Genomic DNA, 16,445 nt, shown 5'->3' on the forward strand with positions numbered 1-16,445 from the left:
GATGAGAATGGTCCGCCATCTTCCCACGCTCTCGATCGCGATGTCGGTGACGTCGCTGGCGCTTCTCCTCGCGCAGCCGGCCGCGGCGGAAACCGTTACGCTCGGCATCGGAACGCAGGACACCACGACCAACACGGTGACCGCCGGCGTCGTCATCCGCCAGCTCCATCTCCTCGAAAAATATCTGCCGAAGGACGGCAAATACGCCAACATCAAGTTCGAGCTGGAGTGGCAGAACTTCACGTCCGGTCCGCCCGTCACCAATGCGATGATGGCGAACAAGCTGCAGATCGGCATGATGGGCGACTATCCGCTGATCGTGAACGGCTTCACTTTCGACAGCAATCCGGAGAGCAAGAGCCGACTGATCGGCATCGCCGCCTACAGCCTGTCGGGCTCCGGCAACGGCATCGTCGTTCACAAGGATTCGCCCTACTACGATCTCGCAGACCTCAAGGGGAAGCTCGTGAGCGTGCCGTTCGGCTCCGCCGCGCACGGCATGGTGCTGAAGGCGATGCAGGACCGCGGCTACGCGTCGGATTTCTTCCAGCTGGTCAGCCAAAGCCCGGAGGTCGGCTCGACCAATCTCCAGGAGAAGAAGATCGACGCGCATGCCGACTTCGTTCCGTTCGCCGAGTTGCTGCCGTTCCGCGGTTTCGCGCGAAAGATCTTTGACGGCGTCGAGACTAATCTGCCGACCTTCCACGGCATCGTGGTCCGCACCGATTTCGCCGAGAAATATCCCGAGGTCGTCGTCGCATATTTCAAGGCGCTGATCGCCGCCAATCAGTGGCTGCGCGACGATCCCAAGCTCGCCGCCGAGAAAATCCAGGAATGGACCGGCATCAACAAGGAGGTCGTCTACATCTTCCTCGGCCCCAGCGGCAACATGACCACTGATCCCTCGATCAAGCCGGCGCTGATCGACGCCGCGACGGCCGACGTCAAGGTGCTGCAGAACCTCGGCCGGATGAAGGAGTTCGACCCGAAGAAATGGGTCGACGACAGCTACATCCGCAAAGCCTATTCCGAGATGAAGCTCGACTACGACGCGCGGCTCGCCAGCACCAGAAATTACGAGATCTCCGGCGAAGATTCCTTCTGCAAGAAACCGATCTCCGATCCGCGCAAAGCCGGCGAGGTCTGGGTCGACGAAGCCGGCATCATGCCTTTCTCGTCAACCGGCTGCACGCTCGCCGCCTATGCCGACTACAAGGCAAAGGGCAAGAAGATCAACGTCGCTTACGTCTTCGATACCACCCGCGGCATCAAGCTGTTCGCCGACCAGGCTTTCTTCGCGGTCGGCAATGGCGAGGTTGTGCCGTTCCTGTTGAAGAAGGACGCCGAAGCCTATGCCGCCAAGATCAGCGGCAAGGTGCTCGGCTTCGACGAGGCCGTGAAGGCGGCGGTCGGCGGGGGCAAGACGTGAGCAGTCCCGCCCTCCTCAGACATCCCGAGGACAGCATGCCGGCAAGTGCCATCGCGGAGGCAAGCGCCATGCCCGCCTCCACTCCACCCGCATCACCGCCTTCCTTCGGCACGCTCGCGTTGCGCTGGTACCGGCTCAACCGGGGCGGGCTGCGCGCGACCGCGATCGGCATCATCTCGCTGCTCGCCTTCCTGCTGGTCTGGCACCTGCTGACGACCTACCGCGTCGTGTTCTTCGTGCGCTTCACCAACGTGCCCTCGCCACTCGCGGTCTATGCGAGCTTCACCAAGGCGATCCACGATCCGAAATTCCTGCTGCACGTTCTCTTGAGCTGCCGGCGCATCTTCTTCGGCTTCTCGCTCGCGGCCATCGTCGCGGTGCCGCTCGGCCTGATCATGGGCCGCTTCAAGCTGGTCCACGAGATTATCTTCCCCGTGGCGGAGGTGCTGCGGCCGATCCCGGCGATCGCCTGGGTGCCGATGGCGATCATGCTGTGGCCTACCAACGAGCAGAGCATCGTCTACATCACCTTCCTCGGCTCGTTCTTCCCGATCCTGGTCAACACGCTGCACGGCATGTCGCTGGTCGACCCCGTGCTGGTGCGCGCCGCGCAATGTCTCGGCGCGCGGGAACGCTCGATCTTCCGCGACGTGTATTTCCCGGCCTCGCTCCCGCACATCTTCACCGGCCTCACCGTCGGCATGGGGGTGGCCTGGGTGTCGCTGATCGCCGCCGAGATGATCTCGGGGCAGTACGGCATCGGCTATTTCACCTGGGAGGCCTATTCGCTGGTCCAGTATGCCGACATCGCGCTCGGCATGATCGCGATCGGCGTGCTCGGCCTCGGATCGAGCATGCTGATCCGGGGGGCCGGACAATTGGTGATGCCGTGGAGGTCAAGATGAGTGAGATCGTCGTCAAGGCACCGCAGGGGCATATCGAGGTCAGGAATTTCTCCCTCAGCTACGACAGCATCGAAGGACCGGTACAGGCCGTCACCGATACGCAGATTCATGTGAAGCCTGGCGAGTTCGTCTCGATCGTCGGGCCCTCCGGCTGCGGAAAGTCGACGCTGCTTAACGCGGTCGCCGGCTTCCTCAAGCCGACCACGGGCATCGTCACCGTCGACGGCGAGAGGGTGAACGGTCCGAGCGCCGAGCGTGGCATGGTGTTCCAGCAATATTCGCTGTTTCCCTGGAAGACGGTGCGAGAGAATGTCGAGTTCGGCCTGAAGATGCGCGGCATGCCGCGCTCGCAGCGCGAGCGCGCCGCGCGCACGCTGCTGGGCCTCGCGGGCCTCGAAGCCTTCGAAAAGCATTACCCCGAGAAACTCTCAGGTGGCATGAAACAGCGCGTCGGCATCGTCCGCGCGCTCGCGACAGGACCCAAAGTGCTGTTGCTGGACGAGCCCTTCGGCGCGCTCGATGCGCAGACCCGCGTCATCATGCAGCAGATCCTCACCAACATGTGGCAGCGGCTGAAGATCTCGGTGCTGTTCGTCACCCACGACATCGACGAGGCGATCTTCCTGTCCGACCGCGTCTACTGCATGACCGCGCGCCCCGGCTCGATCAAGGCGGAGATTCCGATCCCGCTGGAGCGGCCGCGGCAGCAGTCGATGATGATGTCGTCGGAATTCCTGGCATTGCGCCGCGGACTGATGTCGCTGATCCGCGAGGAGAGCATCAAAGCGATGGGCGGCGAGCTCAACGACATGGGCATGCAGGGGCTGAACATCGAGCTGCACGGGCATTCGCTCGCGGACGTGATTTGATCTTACCTCGCCCCGCTTGCGGGAAGCCAGTTTCGTAGGGTGGGCAAAGCGAAGCGTGCCCACCATCGTTCTCCATGAGAGAAATGGTGGGCACGGCGCTTTCGCGCCTTTGCCCACCCTACGGCAGTGTCGCGCCGCTCACTTGAACCAGTGCACCAGCGCGATGCTGATGCCGAGCAGCAGCATCAGCGACAGCGTCACAGCGGCCGTCACCCTGCCCCCGACATTCGCAAGCACCTTCACGTCGACGCCCAGGCCAAGTGCAGCCATCGACACCACCGTGAGAAAACCCGTGATCCGCGTGATCGGGGCAACCACCGTGGACGGCACGATCTCCAGGGATCGCAGGGTCGCCAGCGCAAGGAAGCCGAGGATGAACCACGGGACCAGGCGGAAAAAGCCGACATTGCTCTTCTTGGCGTCGCTCTGCCAGCGCGAGGCGGTCAGCGAGAGGCCGACGACCACCGGCCCGAGCATCAGCACGCGCATCAGCTTGACGAGCGTGCCGATCTGCGTCGAGACGAGTCCCGCCGGCACCGTCGCGGCCAGCACCTGCGGCACGGCATAGACGGTGAGGCCTGCGAGGATACCGTATTGCGTGGCCGATAGCTGCAGCAGCGGAATCAGCAGCGGCAGGCCGAGCACCATCATCACGCCGAGAATCGCGGTGAAGGAGATCGAGGATGCGATCTCGTCATTGTTGGCGCCGATGATCGGCGCCACCGCGGCGATCGCCGAATTGCCGCAGATCGAGTTGCCGCAGGCGATCAGGATCGAGAGCCGCGTCGAGAGACCAAGCAGGCGGCTGATGCCGAAGGAGACGCAGAGCGCGATCACGACGACCGCTGCGATCGAGGCCAACAGCGCGACCCCGGACGCCGCGATAGCAGCAAAGCTGATCGAGGCCCCCAGCAGCATGACGGCGACTTCGAGCAGTTGCTTGGCGCTGAAGGCGATGCCGGACTGCCAGCGCGGCGCGGGCTTCCAGAAGCTGCGCACGGCCATGCCGAGCAAGATCGCCATCACCAGCGCCTCGACATAGGGATGTTCGAAGACGCCCAATTCCGCCCGTTCGAGCAGGGCCGAAACGCCGGCCACGGCGATGCAGAGGAGGATCCCGGGAATCAGCGCGACGATGCGGCCAGTGGCCGTGGTCGGCTTGGCGTCGGCCGGGCTGGATGCTTGATTCTGCGACACAAATCTCTCCCAAGGAGAAGGATTTATACGCAGCGCCATCCGATTGGGAAATAAGTTTTCGACATATCAGGGCTCAGGGAAGTTCTATCCTCAGCCCGGAATAATCTGGCTCTGAAGGTCAGGCGCCCTTTAGAAGATCAGGCGCGCCTTAGAAGATCAGGCTCTTGGCCAGCGAGGCGACGCGGCTGAAGCCATCGTAGACGCCGGGCTCGAAGAAGGCCGCACGCGCCAGCACGATGCCGGCAACCAGCGACCAGAACAGGCCGGTACCAACCCGCAGCAGCAGCTTCGACCCGCGCGAGCGCGGTTGGGTGTCCGTTGCGGACACCAATTGCTCGCCGAAAGGCTCAAACCTGGTGCGTTCCATAGCAGTCAATCCATCAATTTCTGATGGAAATGTCGTCGTTTCGGCCCCAAACAGCAATGGAAGCGATTGGCTTTTTTGCCTCCCGGCGGGGAAGCTCCTTCCGCAGGACGGGCACGGGACAATAGTTTTCTTCTTCCGGCCTGGAAAACCGCTGCGCACTTTTCCGGATCATGCTCTATGCCGCCAGCCCGCTCCCCACCGGAGCAAATTCCAGCCCGAGGCTCTCCGCCACCGCCTTGTTGGTGATGCGGCCGCGATGCACATTCAGCCCGCTGCGCAGATGTGGATTTTCCAGCACCGCGGCAAAACCCTTGTCCGCGAGCATCAAGCCGAACGGTAGCGTCGCGTTGTTCAGCGCCTGGCTCGACGTCACCGGCACTGCGCCGGGCATGTTGGCGACGCAATAATGCACGATGCCGTCGACCACATAAGTTGGTTCTGCATGCGTGGTCGGGTGCGAGGTCTCGAAGCAGCCGCCCTGATCGATCGCGACGTCGACCAGCACGCCGCCCGGTCGCATCGATGCCAGCATCGCACGCGTGACGAGCTTGGGCGCACTCGCGCCCGGCACCAGCACCGCGCCGATCACGACGTCGGCAGCGAACACCTCCTCCTCGACTGACTCGATGGTGGAGAAGCGGGTGCGCACGCGCCCTGCAAAGAGGTCATCAAGCTCCCGCAACCTTAGAATGGAGCGGTCGATCACGGTGACCTCGGCGCCAAGGCCCGCGGCCATGCGCGCTGCTTGCGTTCCCACCACGCCGCCGCCGAGCACGACGACCCGCGCCGGCTGCACGCCGGGAACGCCGCCCAGCAGCAGCCCGCGGCCGCCGGCCGAACGCTTGAGCGCGGCGCCGGCGGCCTCGATGGTGAGGCGGCCGGCGACTTCGCTCATCGGCGCAAGCAGGGGGAGGTGACCGGCCGCGTCGGTGACGGTTTCATAGGCTATCGCAGTACAGCCGGAGGCGAGCAAACCCCTGGCCTGTTCGGGATCCGGCGCAAGATGAAGGTAAGTAAACAGGATCTGGCCTTCGCGGAGCTGGGCCCACTCGCTTTTCTGGGGCTCCTTCACCTTCACGATCATGTCGGACTTCGCGAAGATGTCGCGCGCGCTGTCGGCAATGGTGGCCCCTGCCCGCCTATAGACTTCGTCGGATGCGCCGATGCCGCCACCCGCGCCGCTCTCGACGGTCACCTCGTGCCCGGCCGCGACATATTCGCGGACTGCGCCCGGGGTGAGCCCGACGCGATATTCCTGCACTTTGATTTCCTTGGGCACACCGACGCGCATCCCTGGCCTCCTTTTGATTCACCTCATGATCGTAGCGACCTGCCCGGTTTGGTTTCGTGCAAATATCCGCTAGCTTTGACATCCCTGCGCCGGTTTCCGGCGCGCAAACGCCCTTTCACGCTGGAAACGAAACTTTGGCCCTCGACCGGAAAGATCTCGCAATCCTCGCGGAACTCACGACCAATGCGCGGGCCAGCCACACCGAGCTCGCCAACAAGGTTGGGCTATCAAGCACCGCGCTCGCGCGGCGCCAGAAGGCGCTGGAAGACGACGGCTATATCCAGGACTATCAGGCCACGCTCGACCTCGCGCAGTTCGGCCTTACCACCACGGTGCTGGTCCGCATCGCGTTGGAAAGCCAAAGCGACGAGGCGTTGAAGGCGTTCGAGGCGGAAGTGGTGAAATGCCCGTCCGTCGTGCGCTGCTTCCTGATGTCGGGGACCGACGACTACATCCTGATCGTGCTCGCCCGCGACATCCAGGATTTTGAGCGCATCCACCGCATGGAGCTGTCGCGCCTGCCGCGCGTCGCGCGGGTACAATCGAGCTTCGCGCTGCGCGAGGTCGTCAACCGCGCCGTGCCGAATGTGGTGTTCGGCGAAGCGAAGCGCTGATCGCAACCTCTCGGAAGGGCGAACTGCCGGCAAGAGAATCAAAAGGAACCAACCGGTCGGTGGTCCGTTGGGCGCTATTGGCCGGCGGAGGCGTGCCCCCGCGTCAACACGGCTGACGTCCGGCACGGTCGCCGTCGCAGGGAGCAGGACATGGGCGATGTCACGCATCAAATTTCCGAACGCATTCCGATCCATCTTGTCGTCAACGGCGTCAGTCACACGCTCGATCTCGTGCCATGGACCACGCTGCTCGATGCCTTGCGCGACCATCTTGCGCTGAGCGGCACCAAGAAGGGCTGCGACCATGGTCAGTGCGGCGCCTGCACGGTGCTGGTGGACGGCCGGCGAATCAATTCCTGCCTCACGCTCGCCGTCATGAACGACGGCGCGAAGATCACGACCATCGAAGGCCTTGCCAACGACGGCGCGCTGCATCCACTGCAACAGGCGTTTATCGACCATGACGCCTTCCAGTGCGGCTATTGCACGCCGGGACAGATATGTTCGGCGGCCGGACTGCTCGTCGAAGGCCGTGCCAAAGATACCGACGAGATCCGGGAGTCGATGAGCGGAAACCTCTGCCGCTGCGGCGCCTATCCGAACATCGTCGCCGCCATCCAGCAGGCAATGGGCCAGCCATGAACAACTTCCTATACGCCCGAGCCAATGATGTCGCCGACGCGATTCGCCTGCTCGCCGCCGATCCCGGCGCAAAACTCATTGCCGGCGGCACAAATCTGATCGACCTGATGAAAGAGAATGTCGAGCGCCCCACCCGGCTGATCGACATTTCCCGCCTGCCGCTCCGCAAGGTCGAGGGGACGGCCGACGGGTCCTTGCGCATCGGCGCCCTGGTGCCGAACTCGGACCTCGCCTATCATCCATTGATCGAGCAGCGCTATCCCCTGCTCGCCAGCGCCATTCTGGCCGGCGCCTCGGCGCAATTGCGCAACATGGCCTCCGTTGGCGGCAATCTGATGCAGCGAACGCGCTGCGCCTATTTCTATGACACGGCCACGCCCTGCAACAAGCGACATCCCGGCAGCGGCTGCTCGGCGATGGACGGGCTGAACCGCAACCATGCGATCCTGGGTACGAGCGCCGCCTGCATCGCGACCAATCCGTCCGATATGAGCGTGGCGCTGGCCGCGCTCGATGCGCTCGTGCACATCGCGGGCCCCTCCGGCGAACGCACCATCGCGCTAACTGATTTCCACCGGGTGCCCGGCGACAAGCCTCACGTCGATACCAACCTCGGCACCGGCGAGATCATCACGGCGATCGAACTGCCGCCGCTCGGCTTTGCTCAAAACTACAGCTACCTCAAAATTCGCGACCGCATGTCCTATGCCTTTGCTCTGGTCTCGGTTGCCGCCGCGCTCGAATTGGAGGGCAACGCAATCAGCGGGGCACGCGTGGCGCTCGGCGGCGTGGCTCACAAGCCCTGGCGCAGCCTCGAAGCCGAAGCTGCGTTGCGCGGTCAGGCCGCGACGCCCGATCACTTCTCGCACGCCGCGGATCTCTTGCTCCAGGGAGCAACGGCCCGCTCACATAACGGCTTTAAGGTCGAGCTCGCACGCCGCGCCATCGTGCGGACGCTGACACAGGCGGCGAACGCCACACCGCAATCCCAGGCTCACAAGAAGATCGCGTGAGGACCCTATGAACGCTTATGTCGGAACGCCAACGTCGCGTGTCGACGGCCGAGCCAAGGTCACCGGGGCCGCCAAATACGCCGGCGAATTTCCGGCGGACGGGCTCCTCCATGGCTTCGTGGTCGAGGCCACCATTCCATGCGGGCGCATTGCCCGCCTCGACACCAGTACGGCACTCCAGGTCGAAGGCGTACTCGACGTGCTCACGCATGCGAACCGTCCGCCACTGGCCGACAAGGACGATTCGTGGAAGGACGAAGTAGCGCCCGAGGAAGGCTCGCCTTTCCGTCCGCTTTATGATGACACGATCAAGTTCAATGGCCAGCCGATTGCGTTGGTCGTGGCGGAGGACTGGGAAACCGCGAAATTTGCCGCGACTCTCGTGCGGGTCGAATATGAGCAGCATGGTTTTGCGACCGACCTCGAAGGCGAGCGCAGCAACGCTGCCGAGAAGGACAAGCCGCACAAGCCGCGGGGCGACGCCGTAGCGGCTCTTGCGGGAGCTTATGTGCGCCACGAGGCGGACTACGTGATACCGACCGAGCATCACAATCCGATGGAGCTCTATGCGACTACGGCGGTCTGGGACAGCAATGGCAAGCTCACGATCTACGACAAGACTCAAGGCGTCCAGAACGTCCACAAATTTCTCTGCGGGGTGTTCGACAAGAAACCGGATGACATTCGCGTGGTCTCGCCATACGTCGGCGGCGCCTTCGGCTCCGGCTTGCGGCCGCAATATCAGGTGGTGTTGGCAACGCTCGGCGCGCTCGCGCTGAAGCGGTCCATTCGCGTCGTGCTGACGCGGCAGCAGATGTACGGGCTCGGATACCGGCCGATGACCATCGAGCGCGTCGCGCTCGGCGCAAAATCGGATGGTACGCTCGACGCCGTTACGCACGAGGCCATTGCCGTCACCTCGCGCTACGAGGATTTTGCGCGCAACGATACCGGCTGGGCCGAACAGCTCTACAAGAGTCCGAACAGCCGCTTCGCGCACAAGCTGGTTCACCTTGACGTCTCCACGCCTTGCGATATGCGCGCACCGGGCGCGGCGTCGGGCGTCTGCGCGCTCGAATGCGCCATGGACGAGCTCGCCGTCGCGCTCAAGCTCGACCCGGTCGAACTGCGGCTGAAGTGCTACTCGGATCGCGACCAGAGCGAAAACCTGCCCTACACCAGCAAGCAGTTGCGCGAATGCTACGCGCGCGGCGCGGACGCCTTCGGCTGGAGCAGACGCAATCCTGTGCCGCGCTCGATGCGCGACGGCAAGGAGCTGGTCGGCTGGGGCATGGCGACGGGTGTGTGGGAAGCACTGCAGATGCCGGTCGCCGTCCGTATCGCGCTGACGTCGAACGGACATGCCGAGGTGTCATGTGCCGCATCGGACATCGGCACCGGCACCTACACCATTGTCGCTCAGGTCGCAGCCGACGCACTCGGCCTGCCAATCGAGAACATCAGCGTCAGGCTCGCAGATTCCAGTCTGCCGCAGGCGCCTGTCGAGGGCGGCTCCTGGATGGCCGCCTCGAGCGCACATGCGGTGCTCGCAGCCGCCGAGGAAGTGCGCAAGGAGCTGTTAGCTCTGGCCGGGAAGATGCCAGGCTCGCCGGTCGCCGGCGCCGAGCTTGTCGATACGGTGCTGACCGACGGCAGCATTGCCAGCGCCAGCGACAACAGCCGCGCAGTCTCGATCGCCGACGCGATGCGCCATGGCGGCGTCGAGCGCATCGAGAAGGAGAAGCTCAACCAGTTCGGTGAGGACAAGAAACACGCGCGCAACACCCATTCGGCCGTCTTCGCCGAGGTCAAGGTGGACGAAGAGCTAAACGTCATTCGCGTGACGCGGGTCGTGAGCGCGTTGCGGCCGGGCGGATTCTGAACACCAAGACCGGCCGCAGCCAGATCATGGGCGGCGTGGTCTGGGGGATCGGGATGGCGCTCCATGAGGAGACGGTGATGGATCATCGCTTCGGTCGGATCATGAACGCGAACATCGCCGAGTACCACATTCCCGTGAATGCGGATGTTCACGACATCGACGTGATCTTCGTCGACGAGCCGGACGCGCACATCAACGGGCTCGGCATCAAGGGCATTGGCGAGATCGGCATCGTCGGCGTCCCGGCGGCGATCGCAAACGCCGTCTATCACGCCACCGGCAAACGCATCCGCCGCTTCCCGATCACATTGGACAAGCTGCTGGACTGAGCCGATGGTCATCCGACCCGGCCCGCTCGGGATCGCGCTCCCTGTCATCCAGCTGTCATCAAATGTGTCGAGACCTGTCGGTCTCGCACATTCGGGACATGACATGGACTATTTCAAGCGCTTCAACTTCCTGTTCGCCGCACCTGTGTTCGACGCCGACGACCTCGAAGGTGTCCGCTTCAACCAGATCATCGAGGAGATCCAGCGTTCCGGCTTCGAGGTCGTTCGCGCCCGCAAGCTGGAGGACGCGGAGATGGCGGTGCAGACCGATGCCGCAATCGGCTGCATGGTGGTGGACTGGGGCAAGAAGGGCCTGGAGGGCAAGACCTCGGCGCTGATCAATTTGATGCGGCGGCGCGGCCTCGATTTCCCGATCATCCTCCTGATCCGGCGCAAGCGGTTCGAGGATCTGCCGGTCGAGGTGCTCGACTTCATCGACGGTTATGTCTTCCTGTCCGAGGAGACACCGACCTTCATCGCCAAGAACCTGATCAGCCGTCTGAAGCAATATGCGGAGACGCTGAAGACGCCCTTCTTCGGCGCGCTGGTCGATTATGCCGAAGAGGGCAACCAGCTCTGGACCTGTCCAGGCCACAATGGCGGCGTGTTCTACAACCGCAGCCCGATCGGGCGGGTGTTCGTCGAACATCTCGGCGAGTCCGTGTTCCGCGACGACCTCGACAATTCCGTGCTCGACCTCGGCGACCTCCTCACCCACGAAGGTCCCGCGCTAAGGGCGCAGAAGGAAGCCGCCCAGATTTTTGGCGCGGAAAAGACCTATTTCGTGCTCAACGGAACCTCGACATCGAACAAGATCGCGCTCGGCGCTCTCGTCACCGACGGCGATCTCGTGCTGTTCGACCGCAACAATCACAAAGCCGCTCATCATGGCGCGCTGATGATCAATGGCGGCGTTCCGGTCTACGTGCCGACCATCCGCAACGCCTGGGGCCTGATTGGCCCGATGCGCTGGGACATGCTCGACGAGAAAACCTTGCGCGAGACGATCCGCAATCATCCCTTGGTGACGGACAAGGACGCCTGGCGCAAGGAGCGGCCGTTCCGCGTCGCCGTGGTCGAGCAGTGCACCTATGACGGCACCATTCACAGCGCCGAGATGATCTTGAAGCGCATCGGCCATCTCTGCGAGCACATCCTGTTCGACGAGGCTTGGGCCGGCTTCATGAAATTCCACCCGCTCTATGCCGGCCGCTTCGCCATGGGGCTGACCAACCTTCCCCCCGAGGCTCCCGGCATCATCGCGACGCAGTCGACCCACAAGCAGCTCGCGAGCTTCTCGCAGGCATCCCAGATCCACATCAAGGATCGTCACATCCGCGGCCAGAAACGGCGCGTCGAGCACCGCCGCTTCAACGAAAGTTTCATGCAGCACGCTTCCACGTCGCCATTCTACCCGCTGTTCGCCTCGCTCGACGTCGGCGCACAGATGATGAAGGGCCGCTCCGGCGAAGTGTTGTGGGACGACACGATCCGGCTCGGCATCGAGTTGCGCAAGAAAATCCGCGCGATGCGCCGGGAGTTCGAGGAGAAGGAGCAGACTCGGGACCGCCGCTGGTTCTTCGAACCCTTCGTCCCCGACCGCGTCGCAATTCCCGACGTCAGCCGCGCCGGCGCCGCCCACAACGTCGCCTGGGAAACACTCTCCACCGACGAACTCGCCACCAACCCTGCGCTGTGGCAGCTCTCCCCCGACAGCGCCTGGCATGGCTTCCCTGGCCTCAGCGAGGGCTTTGCCATGACCGATCCGAACAAGCTGACGCTGCTCACGCCCGGCTTCGATCGCATCACCGGCGCCTATGTCGAGCACGGCATCCCCGCGCCGGTCGTCGCGCAATATTTGCGCGAGAACCGCATCGTCCCCGAGAAGAACGACCTCAACTCCCTGCTCTTCCTGCTCACTCCGGGCGTCGAAGCAAGCAAGGCGGGCACGCTGATCTCCGGTCTCGTCGCATTCAAGCGGCTGCACGACGACAATGCGCTGCTGGCCGACGCCATCCCGGAGTTCTGCCAGCGACGGCAGGCGCGCTATGCCGGCGTGCGGCTGCGCGATCTCTGCGGCGATATGCACCGTTTCTTCCGTGCCGCCGACGTCAGCGCACTCCAGGCCCGGCAGTTCATGCCCGAGCACATGCCTGACATCGCGATGTCGCCCCGCGATGCCGCGCGCTACCTGTTCCGCAACGATGTCGACTATCTGCCGATCGAGGCGATCACGGGCCGCATCGCCACCACGCCCTTCGTGGTCTATCCGCCCGGCATCGCAACCATCGTGCCCGGCGAGCGGCTGACGGAACGGGCCAAGCCCATGCTGGATTATCTCAAGATGTTCGAGACCTGCTTCAACACGTTCCCGGGCTTCGATGTGGAAATCCAGGGCGTCTACAAGGAGATCGATGCGCAGGGGCGCATCGGGCTCTATACTTACGTCGTTGCCGGGTAGGTGCCGATGAACGAAACTGCGATTGCGCGCCCGGATGACGGGCCAGTCGTGGTCCGGCCCTCACGCGAGAGCGACGTCGATGCGATGCTGGCGATCTACCGCCATCACGTCCGCAACGGCGTGCCGCGCGATGTCGAGGGAACCGGTGCGCCCGAGCCGGACGATCTGCGCGATCGGCGCAAGAACCTGAAGCAGACCCGCCTGCCGCATCTGGTCGCGACCTTTCGTGGTGAAGTCGTGGGATATGCCTATGCGGTACTGTTCCGCAAGCGTCCAGCTTATCGCTACGCCGCCAAGCATTCGATCTATGTGCACCACGACCATCTCGGCCGCGGAGTCGGACGGCTATTGCTGCAGGAGTTGATCGACGCGTGTGCGGCGGCCGGCTTCCGCCAGATGATCGGCTATATCGATGCCGACAATGCCCCCTCGCTGGCGCTGCACGAGAAGTTCGGTTTCGCGCGCGCCGGCCTGCTCTGCGGTGTCGCCTATCGCAACGGTCACTGGTCCGACACCGTCATGGTACAGCGCTCGCTCGGTGCGGGCGTCACCGCGCCGCCGCCCGTCACGGCGCCCGGCCGCTAGGCCCTCACGACGGAAAGTCAGCCGGTCTGACCTGGATGCGGTCGGCATGCAAGGACCAGTGGTGCAGTGCCTGGTCCTCGCAAAACCTCGCCTTCGCCCGCTCTCTGGCTTCGTTCTCGTCGGAAGCGTCGATCTCGAGCGTGCCCTGGCACACCTCGATCTGCCGGCCGTACTGGCCGAGCACGTCCTTCATGAACCTGACCACATAAGTTGACATGGGACCTCCTGCCTGCCCCGGCGGCGCTCACTCTAATCCCATTTAGCCGGATTGCGGGAGGGAGATTTTGATGCGGATCAAGGTCGGGGCGCGGTTCCCGCCCGCCGACAGTCGTCGGCTCAATCCGTCAACCACCCTCGCCCTGCCTAGGGGCCTGCGGAAGGCGCGCGCGACACGAGCGCCCGCGCCGACATCACGTCGTGATGTCGAGTAGCGACTCTGTCGTTTCTGAATAGGCCTGAATGACCTTCGCATTGGCAATGAAGCTGTACTTCGCGGTCGCCAGTTGAACGAATTCGCTGGCGAGATCGACATTCGGCGCGGCGACCAGGCCGTCCTGGTTTGCGAAGGGGGCGCTTGGGTCGGATTGTGCGGTAAAGCTCGGCGAAACCGCCGACACGGTCGTGAACGTACCGCCCGGCGTCGAGCCGCTCGATTGGTCGACCTGATCGACTCGCAACGGCACATACGCCGCGGGAAACGTCGGACTAATGCTCGAACTGACCGCACTGGCCGATGTGCTCGATCCGCCTGACGCAGGTAGCGGGCCTGTCGTGCGAATGTTGGCGATATTGCTCGCGGCCACGTTCACACGCAAACTCGCCGCGGAAAGTCCGGATGTCGCAATCGAAAATATGCTCATGAACCCTGATCTACAGGACAAGTCATACGTGTTCACTCACGCCATCAGTAAAATCCGCCGCTTTCTGTTTTCATCCTCGTAACCAGCGATCGGAGCACGATCAGACTTCGCGCGCCCTACGCCGGCATCACACCAAACGCCTGCTTGAACCGCTCGGCATAGCGCGGCCAGACCTCGGGATTGATGATGCGCGGCGGGCGCTTACCGTCGAGCGTCTGCAGCACCTGCTCGGCGGCGATGCGGCCCATGTTCTGGCGCGCCTCGATCGTGACGCCGGCCGTATGCGGGCTCGCCAGCACGTTGTCGAGCTGGAGCAGCGGATGCTCCGGCGGCGGCGGCTCCTTCGACCAGACGTCGAGACCGGCGCCCGCAATGCGCTTGTCACGCAACGCCTGGAGCAGCGCATCCTCATCGTGGATGAAGCCACGCGCCGTGGTGATAAAGTACGCATGCGGCTGCATCAACCCAAACTCGCGCACGCTGATCATATTGCGGCTGCCCTTGTCGAGCGGACAGGAGATCGAGACGAAGTCGGCGCGGCGCAAGAGCTCGTCGAGCTCGACCTTCTCGCCGCCCCGCTCGGCCATCATTTCGGCCGTCAGGTACGGATCGTAGGCCAGCACCTTCATGCCGAACAGGCCCTTGCAAAGCGCGGCGATGCGGCGACCGACATTGCCGAGGCCGATGATGCCGACGGTCTTGTGCTCGATCTCGTTGCCGACGAGTTCGTTGCGGTTGACGTTGGACTCCCTGCGGAGCTTGCGGTCGGACTGGATGATGCGCTTGGACAGCGTCAGCATCATCGCCAGCGCATGCTCGGCGACGGAATGGGCGTTGCCGCCGGACTGGTTGACGACCAGCACGCCGGCATCGGTGCAGGCCTCGACGTCAACAGGATCGAATCCAGCGCCGTTGCTGGAGACGAGCAGCAGGTTCGGCGCGCGCTTCAGGAAGGCAGCATCGACATGGAAATGCGGGGCCAGTTCGTCACGGGCGGCGCCGATCTGGTAGACATGAGCCGCTTCGATGATCGGCGCGAAATATTCCTCGGGGCTCTCGTTCTCGATGCGATCGAGCCGGACGTCGGGCCGCGCCTTCAGAATGTCGATATAGATCGGATTGGCCAGATATTTAACGTAGAAGACGCGCTTGCTGTTGACGGACATCAGGACCCTTCCGGCTTTCTCCAGGAGATCCGCAGGGCCAGCGCGGCGCGCGATCCTTTCATACGTTCCTCCGTTCTCTTGTTATTGCCGCTTATGACACGGCGGCACCGGCCGCGGCAGGCCGTCTGGCGCAGATCACGGTGCAGCCCGGACATGTTGACAATCCCGCTGCCTGCGTCAAGTTCGGCAGACCGCCGCGACGGCCAAGACGATGGCCACGACAAAGGCAAAAAACCAAGAAGCATGTGCGGCCGAAGGGAGAACGCAATGCCGATTGCGGAGCAACAGACCTCGTCCGAGGCGGCGCAGACCTCCAGCGACAAGAGCTGGCACGGCATCGTCCTGCAAACGCTGAAGCGGAACGAGATCAGCCTCGTCCCTTACGTGCCCGACCGCGTGCTGACGCCGCTGATCAAGAACCTGCACGCCGATCCGTTCTTCACCACCTTTGCCACCGCCCGCGAGGAGGAGGCCGTCGGCATCGTCTCGGGCGCCTGGATGGGCGGACGACGGGGCGCGGTGTTGATGCAGACCTCGGGGTTTGCGACGCTCGCCAACGTGCTGGCCTCGCTTGCGGTGCCCTACCAGATTCCGCTGATCATGTTCGTGTCTGAGCGCGGCACGCTCGGCGAATTCAATTACGGCCAGTCACTGGTCTGCCGCACCATGCGTCCGGTGCTGGATTCGCTGGCGCTGGAGCATCACACCATCACCCGGCTCGACGAGCTCGAATTCATTGCCGACCGTTCGATCAAGCAGGCCATCACGACGCAGGCGCCAGTCGCGCTGATCCTCAACCCGCTGCTCACGGGCGGCAAGGTGTTCGACAAGTGAG

At 63.7% G+C, this 16,445-nt stretch carries 15 protein-coding genes and 1 pseudogene; 10 read left to right on the forward strand and 6 right to left on the reverse strand.

What is annotated here, in order from left to right:
• Window positions 1–7: 7 nt before the first annotated feature.
• Genes BRA1253DRAFT_RS09050 through BRA1253DRAFT_RS09060 form a run of 3 tightly spaced genes read left to right on the forward strand, consistent with a single transcriptional unit; the run spans window position 8 to window position 3,203 of the window.
• Window positions 8–1,429, forward strand: a complete 1,422-nt coding sequence (locus tag BRA1253DRAFT_RS09050; RefSeq protein WP_007593262.1) for an ABC transporter substrate-binding protein — start codon at window positions 8–10, stop codon at window positions 1,427–1,429.
• Window positions 1,426–2,334: an ABC transporter permease gene (locus BRA1253DRAFT_RS09055; RefSeq protein ID WP_088940900.1), complete on the forward strand. Its 909-nt coding sequence runs from the start codon at window positions 1,426–1,428 to the stop codon at window positions 2,332–2,334. The genes BRA1253DRAFT_RS09050 and BRA1253DRAFT_RS09055 overlap by 4 nt, the downstream gene beginning before the upstream one ends.
• Complete coding sequence (locus tag BRA1253DRAFT_RS09060; RefSeq protein WP_007593264.1) at window positions 2,331–3,203, forward strand: ABC transporter ATP-binding protein; 873 nt, start codon at window positions 2,331–2,333, stop codon at window positions 3,201–3,203. The genes BRA1253DRAFT_RS09055 and BRA1253DRAFT_RS09060 overlap by 4 nt, the downstream gene beginning before the upstream one ends.
• Before the next feature lie 138 nt (window positions 3,204–3,341).
• Here BRA1253DRAFT_RS09060 and BRA1253DRAFT_RS09065 read toward each other — a convergent pair whose 3' ends face one another.
• The 3 genes from BRA1253DRAFT_RS09065 to ald all read right to left on the reverse strand — a co-directional run bounded on the left by BRA1253DRAFT_RS09065 (window position 3,342) and on the right by ald (window position 6,058).
• A complete protein-coding gene (locus tag BRA1253DRAFT_RS09065) occupies window positions 3,342–4,400 on the reverse strand; it encodes a YeiH family protein (protein ID WP_007593265.1) in 1,059 nt (352 codons plus the stop codon).
• Window positions 4,401–4,548: 148 nt separating this feature from the next.
• Entirely contained in the window at window positions 4,549–4,767 is a 219-nt protein-coding gene (locus tag BRA1253DRAFT_RS09070; protein ID WP_007593267.1) for a hypothetical protein, read from the reverse strand.
• Window positions 4,768–4,942: 175 nt separating this feature from the next.
• Complete coding sequence (gene ald, locus BRA1253DRAFT_RS09075; RefSeq protein ID WP_007593269.1) at window positions 4,943–6,058, reverse strand: alanine dehydrogenase; 1,116 nt, start codon at window positions 6,056–6,058, stop codon at window positions 4,943–4,945.
• 134 nt (window positions 6,059–6,192) lie between these two features.
• Here ald and BRA1253DRAFT_RS09080 point away from each other — a divergent pair, with 134 nt between their 5' ends.
• The 6 genes and pseudogenes from BRA1253DRAFT_RS09080 (at window position 6,193) to BRA1253DRAFT_RS09105 (ending at window position 13,584) form a co-directional block, all read left to right on the forward strand.
• Window positions 6,193–6,672, forward strand: coding sequence for an Lrp/AsnC family transcriptional regulator (locus tag BRA1253DRAFT_RS09080; RefSeq protein WP_007593271.1), 480 nt, complete (start codon window positions 6,193–6,195; stop codon window positions 6,670–6,672).
• Window positions 6,673–6,822: 150 nt separating this feature from the next.
• A complete protein-coding gene (locus tag BRA1253DRAFT_RS09085; protein ID WP_007593272.1) occupies window positions 6,823–7,314 on the forward strand; it encodes a (2Fe-2S)-binding protein in 492 nt (163 codons plus the stop codon).
• The gene (locus tag BRA1253DRAFT_RS09090) at window positions 7,311–8,327 is read left to right on the forward strand and encodes a xanthine dehydrogenase family protein subunit M (RefSeq protein WP_007593279.1); all 1,017 of its coding nucleotides are present in this window, start codon (window positions 7,311–7,313) and stop codon (window positions 8,325–8,327) included. Before BRA1253DRAFT_RS09085 ends, BRA1253DRAFT_RS09090 begins: the two co-directional genes overlap by 4 nt.
• Window positions 8,328–8,334: 7 nt before the next feature.
• A pseudogene (locus BRA1253DRAFT_RS09095) lies at window positions 8,335–10,538 on the forward strand (xanthine dehydrogenase family protein molybdopterin-binding subunit).
• A 103-nt stretch (window positions 10,539–10,641) separates the two neighbouring features.
• Window positions 10,642–12,999, forward strand: coding sequence for an Orn/Lys/Arg decarboxylase N-terminal domain-containing protein (locus BRA1253DRAFT_RS09100; RefSeq protein ID WP_007593280.1), 2,358 nt, complete (start codon window positions 10,642–10,644; stop codon window positions 12,997–12,999).
• Window positions 13,000–13,005: 6 nt separating this feature from the next.
• On the forward strand, window positions 13,006–13,584 hold the full coding sequence (locus BRA1253DRAFT_RS09105) for a GNAT family N-acetyltransferase (RefSeq protein WP_007593282.1): 579 nt from the start codon (window positions 13,006–13,008) through the stop codon (window positions 13,582–13,584).
• Window positions 13,585–13,588: 4 nt separating this feature from the next.
• On the opposite strand, the gene BRA1253DRAFT_RS44380 is transcribed toward BRA1253DRAFT_RS09105, so the two are convergent.
• From BRA1253DRAFT_RS44380 to BRA1253DRAFT_RS09120, 3 genes are all read right to left on the reverse strand, one after another.
• A complete protein-coding gene (locus tag BRA1253DRAFT_RS44380; RefSeq protein ID WP_007593289.1) occupies window positions 13,589–13,801 on the reverse strand; it encodes a hypothetical protein in 213 nt (70 codons plus the stop codon).
• Window positions 13,802–13,994: 193 nt separating this feature from the next.
• Window positions 13,995–14,444: a flagellar basal body rod protein FlgC gene (locus tag BRA1253DRAFT_RS09115; RefSeq protein WP_007593291.1), complete on the reverse strand. Its 450-nt coding sequence runs from the start codon at window positions 14,442–14,444 to the stop codon at window positions 13,995–13,997.
• Window positions 14,445–14,560: 116 nt separating this feature from the next.
• Window positions 14,561–15,610 carry a hydroxyacid dehydrogenase gene (locus BRA1253DRAFT_RS09120; protein WP_007593292.1) on the reverse strand — a complete coding sequence of 350 codons (1,050 nt, stop codon included), beginning with the start codon at window positions 15,608–15,610 and terminating at the stop codon, window positions 14,561–14,563.
• Between the two features lie 267 nt (window positions 15,611–15,877).
• Between BRA1253DRAFT_RS09120 and BRA1253DRAFT_RS09125 the strand changes: the two genes are divergently transcribed.
• A complete protein-coding gene (locus tag BRA1253DRAFT_RS09125; protein ID WP_007593293.1) occupies window positions 15,878–16,444 on the forward strand; it encodes a thiamine pyrophosphate-binding protein in 567 nt (188 codons plus the stop codon).
• Window position 16,445 lies beyond the last annotated feature (1 nt).

The organism is Bradyrhizobium sp. WSM1253 (genome assembly GCF_000244935.1).
In the GTDB taxonomy this organism is placed as follows: Bacteria; Pseudomonadota; Alphaproteobacteria; order Rhizobiales; family Xanthobacteraceae; genus Bradyrhizobium; species Bradyrhizobium canariense.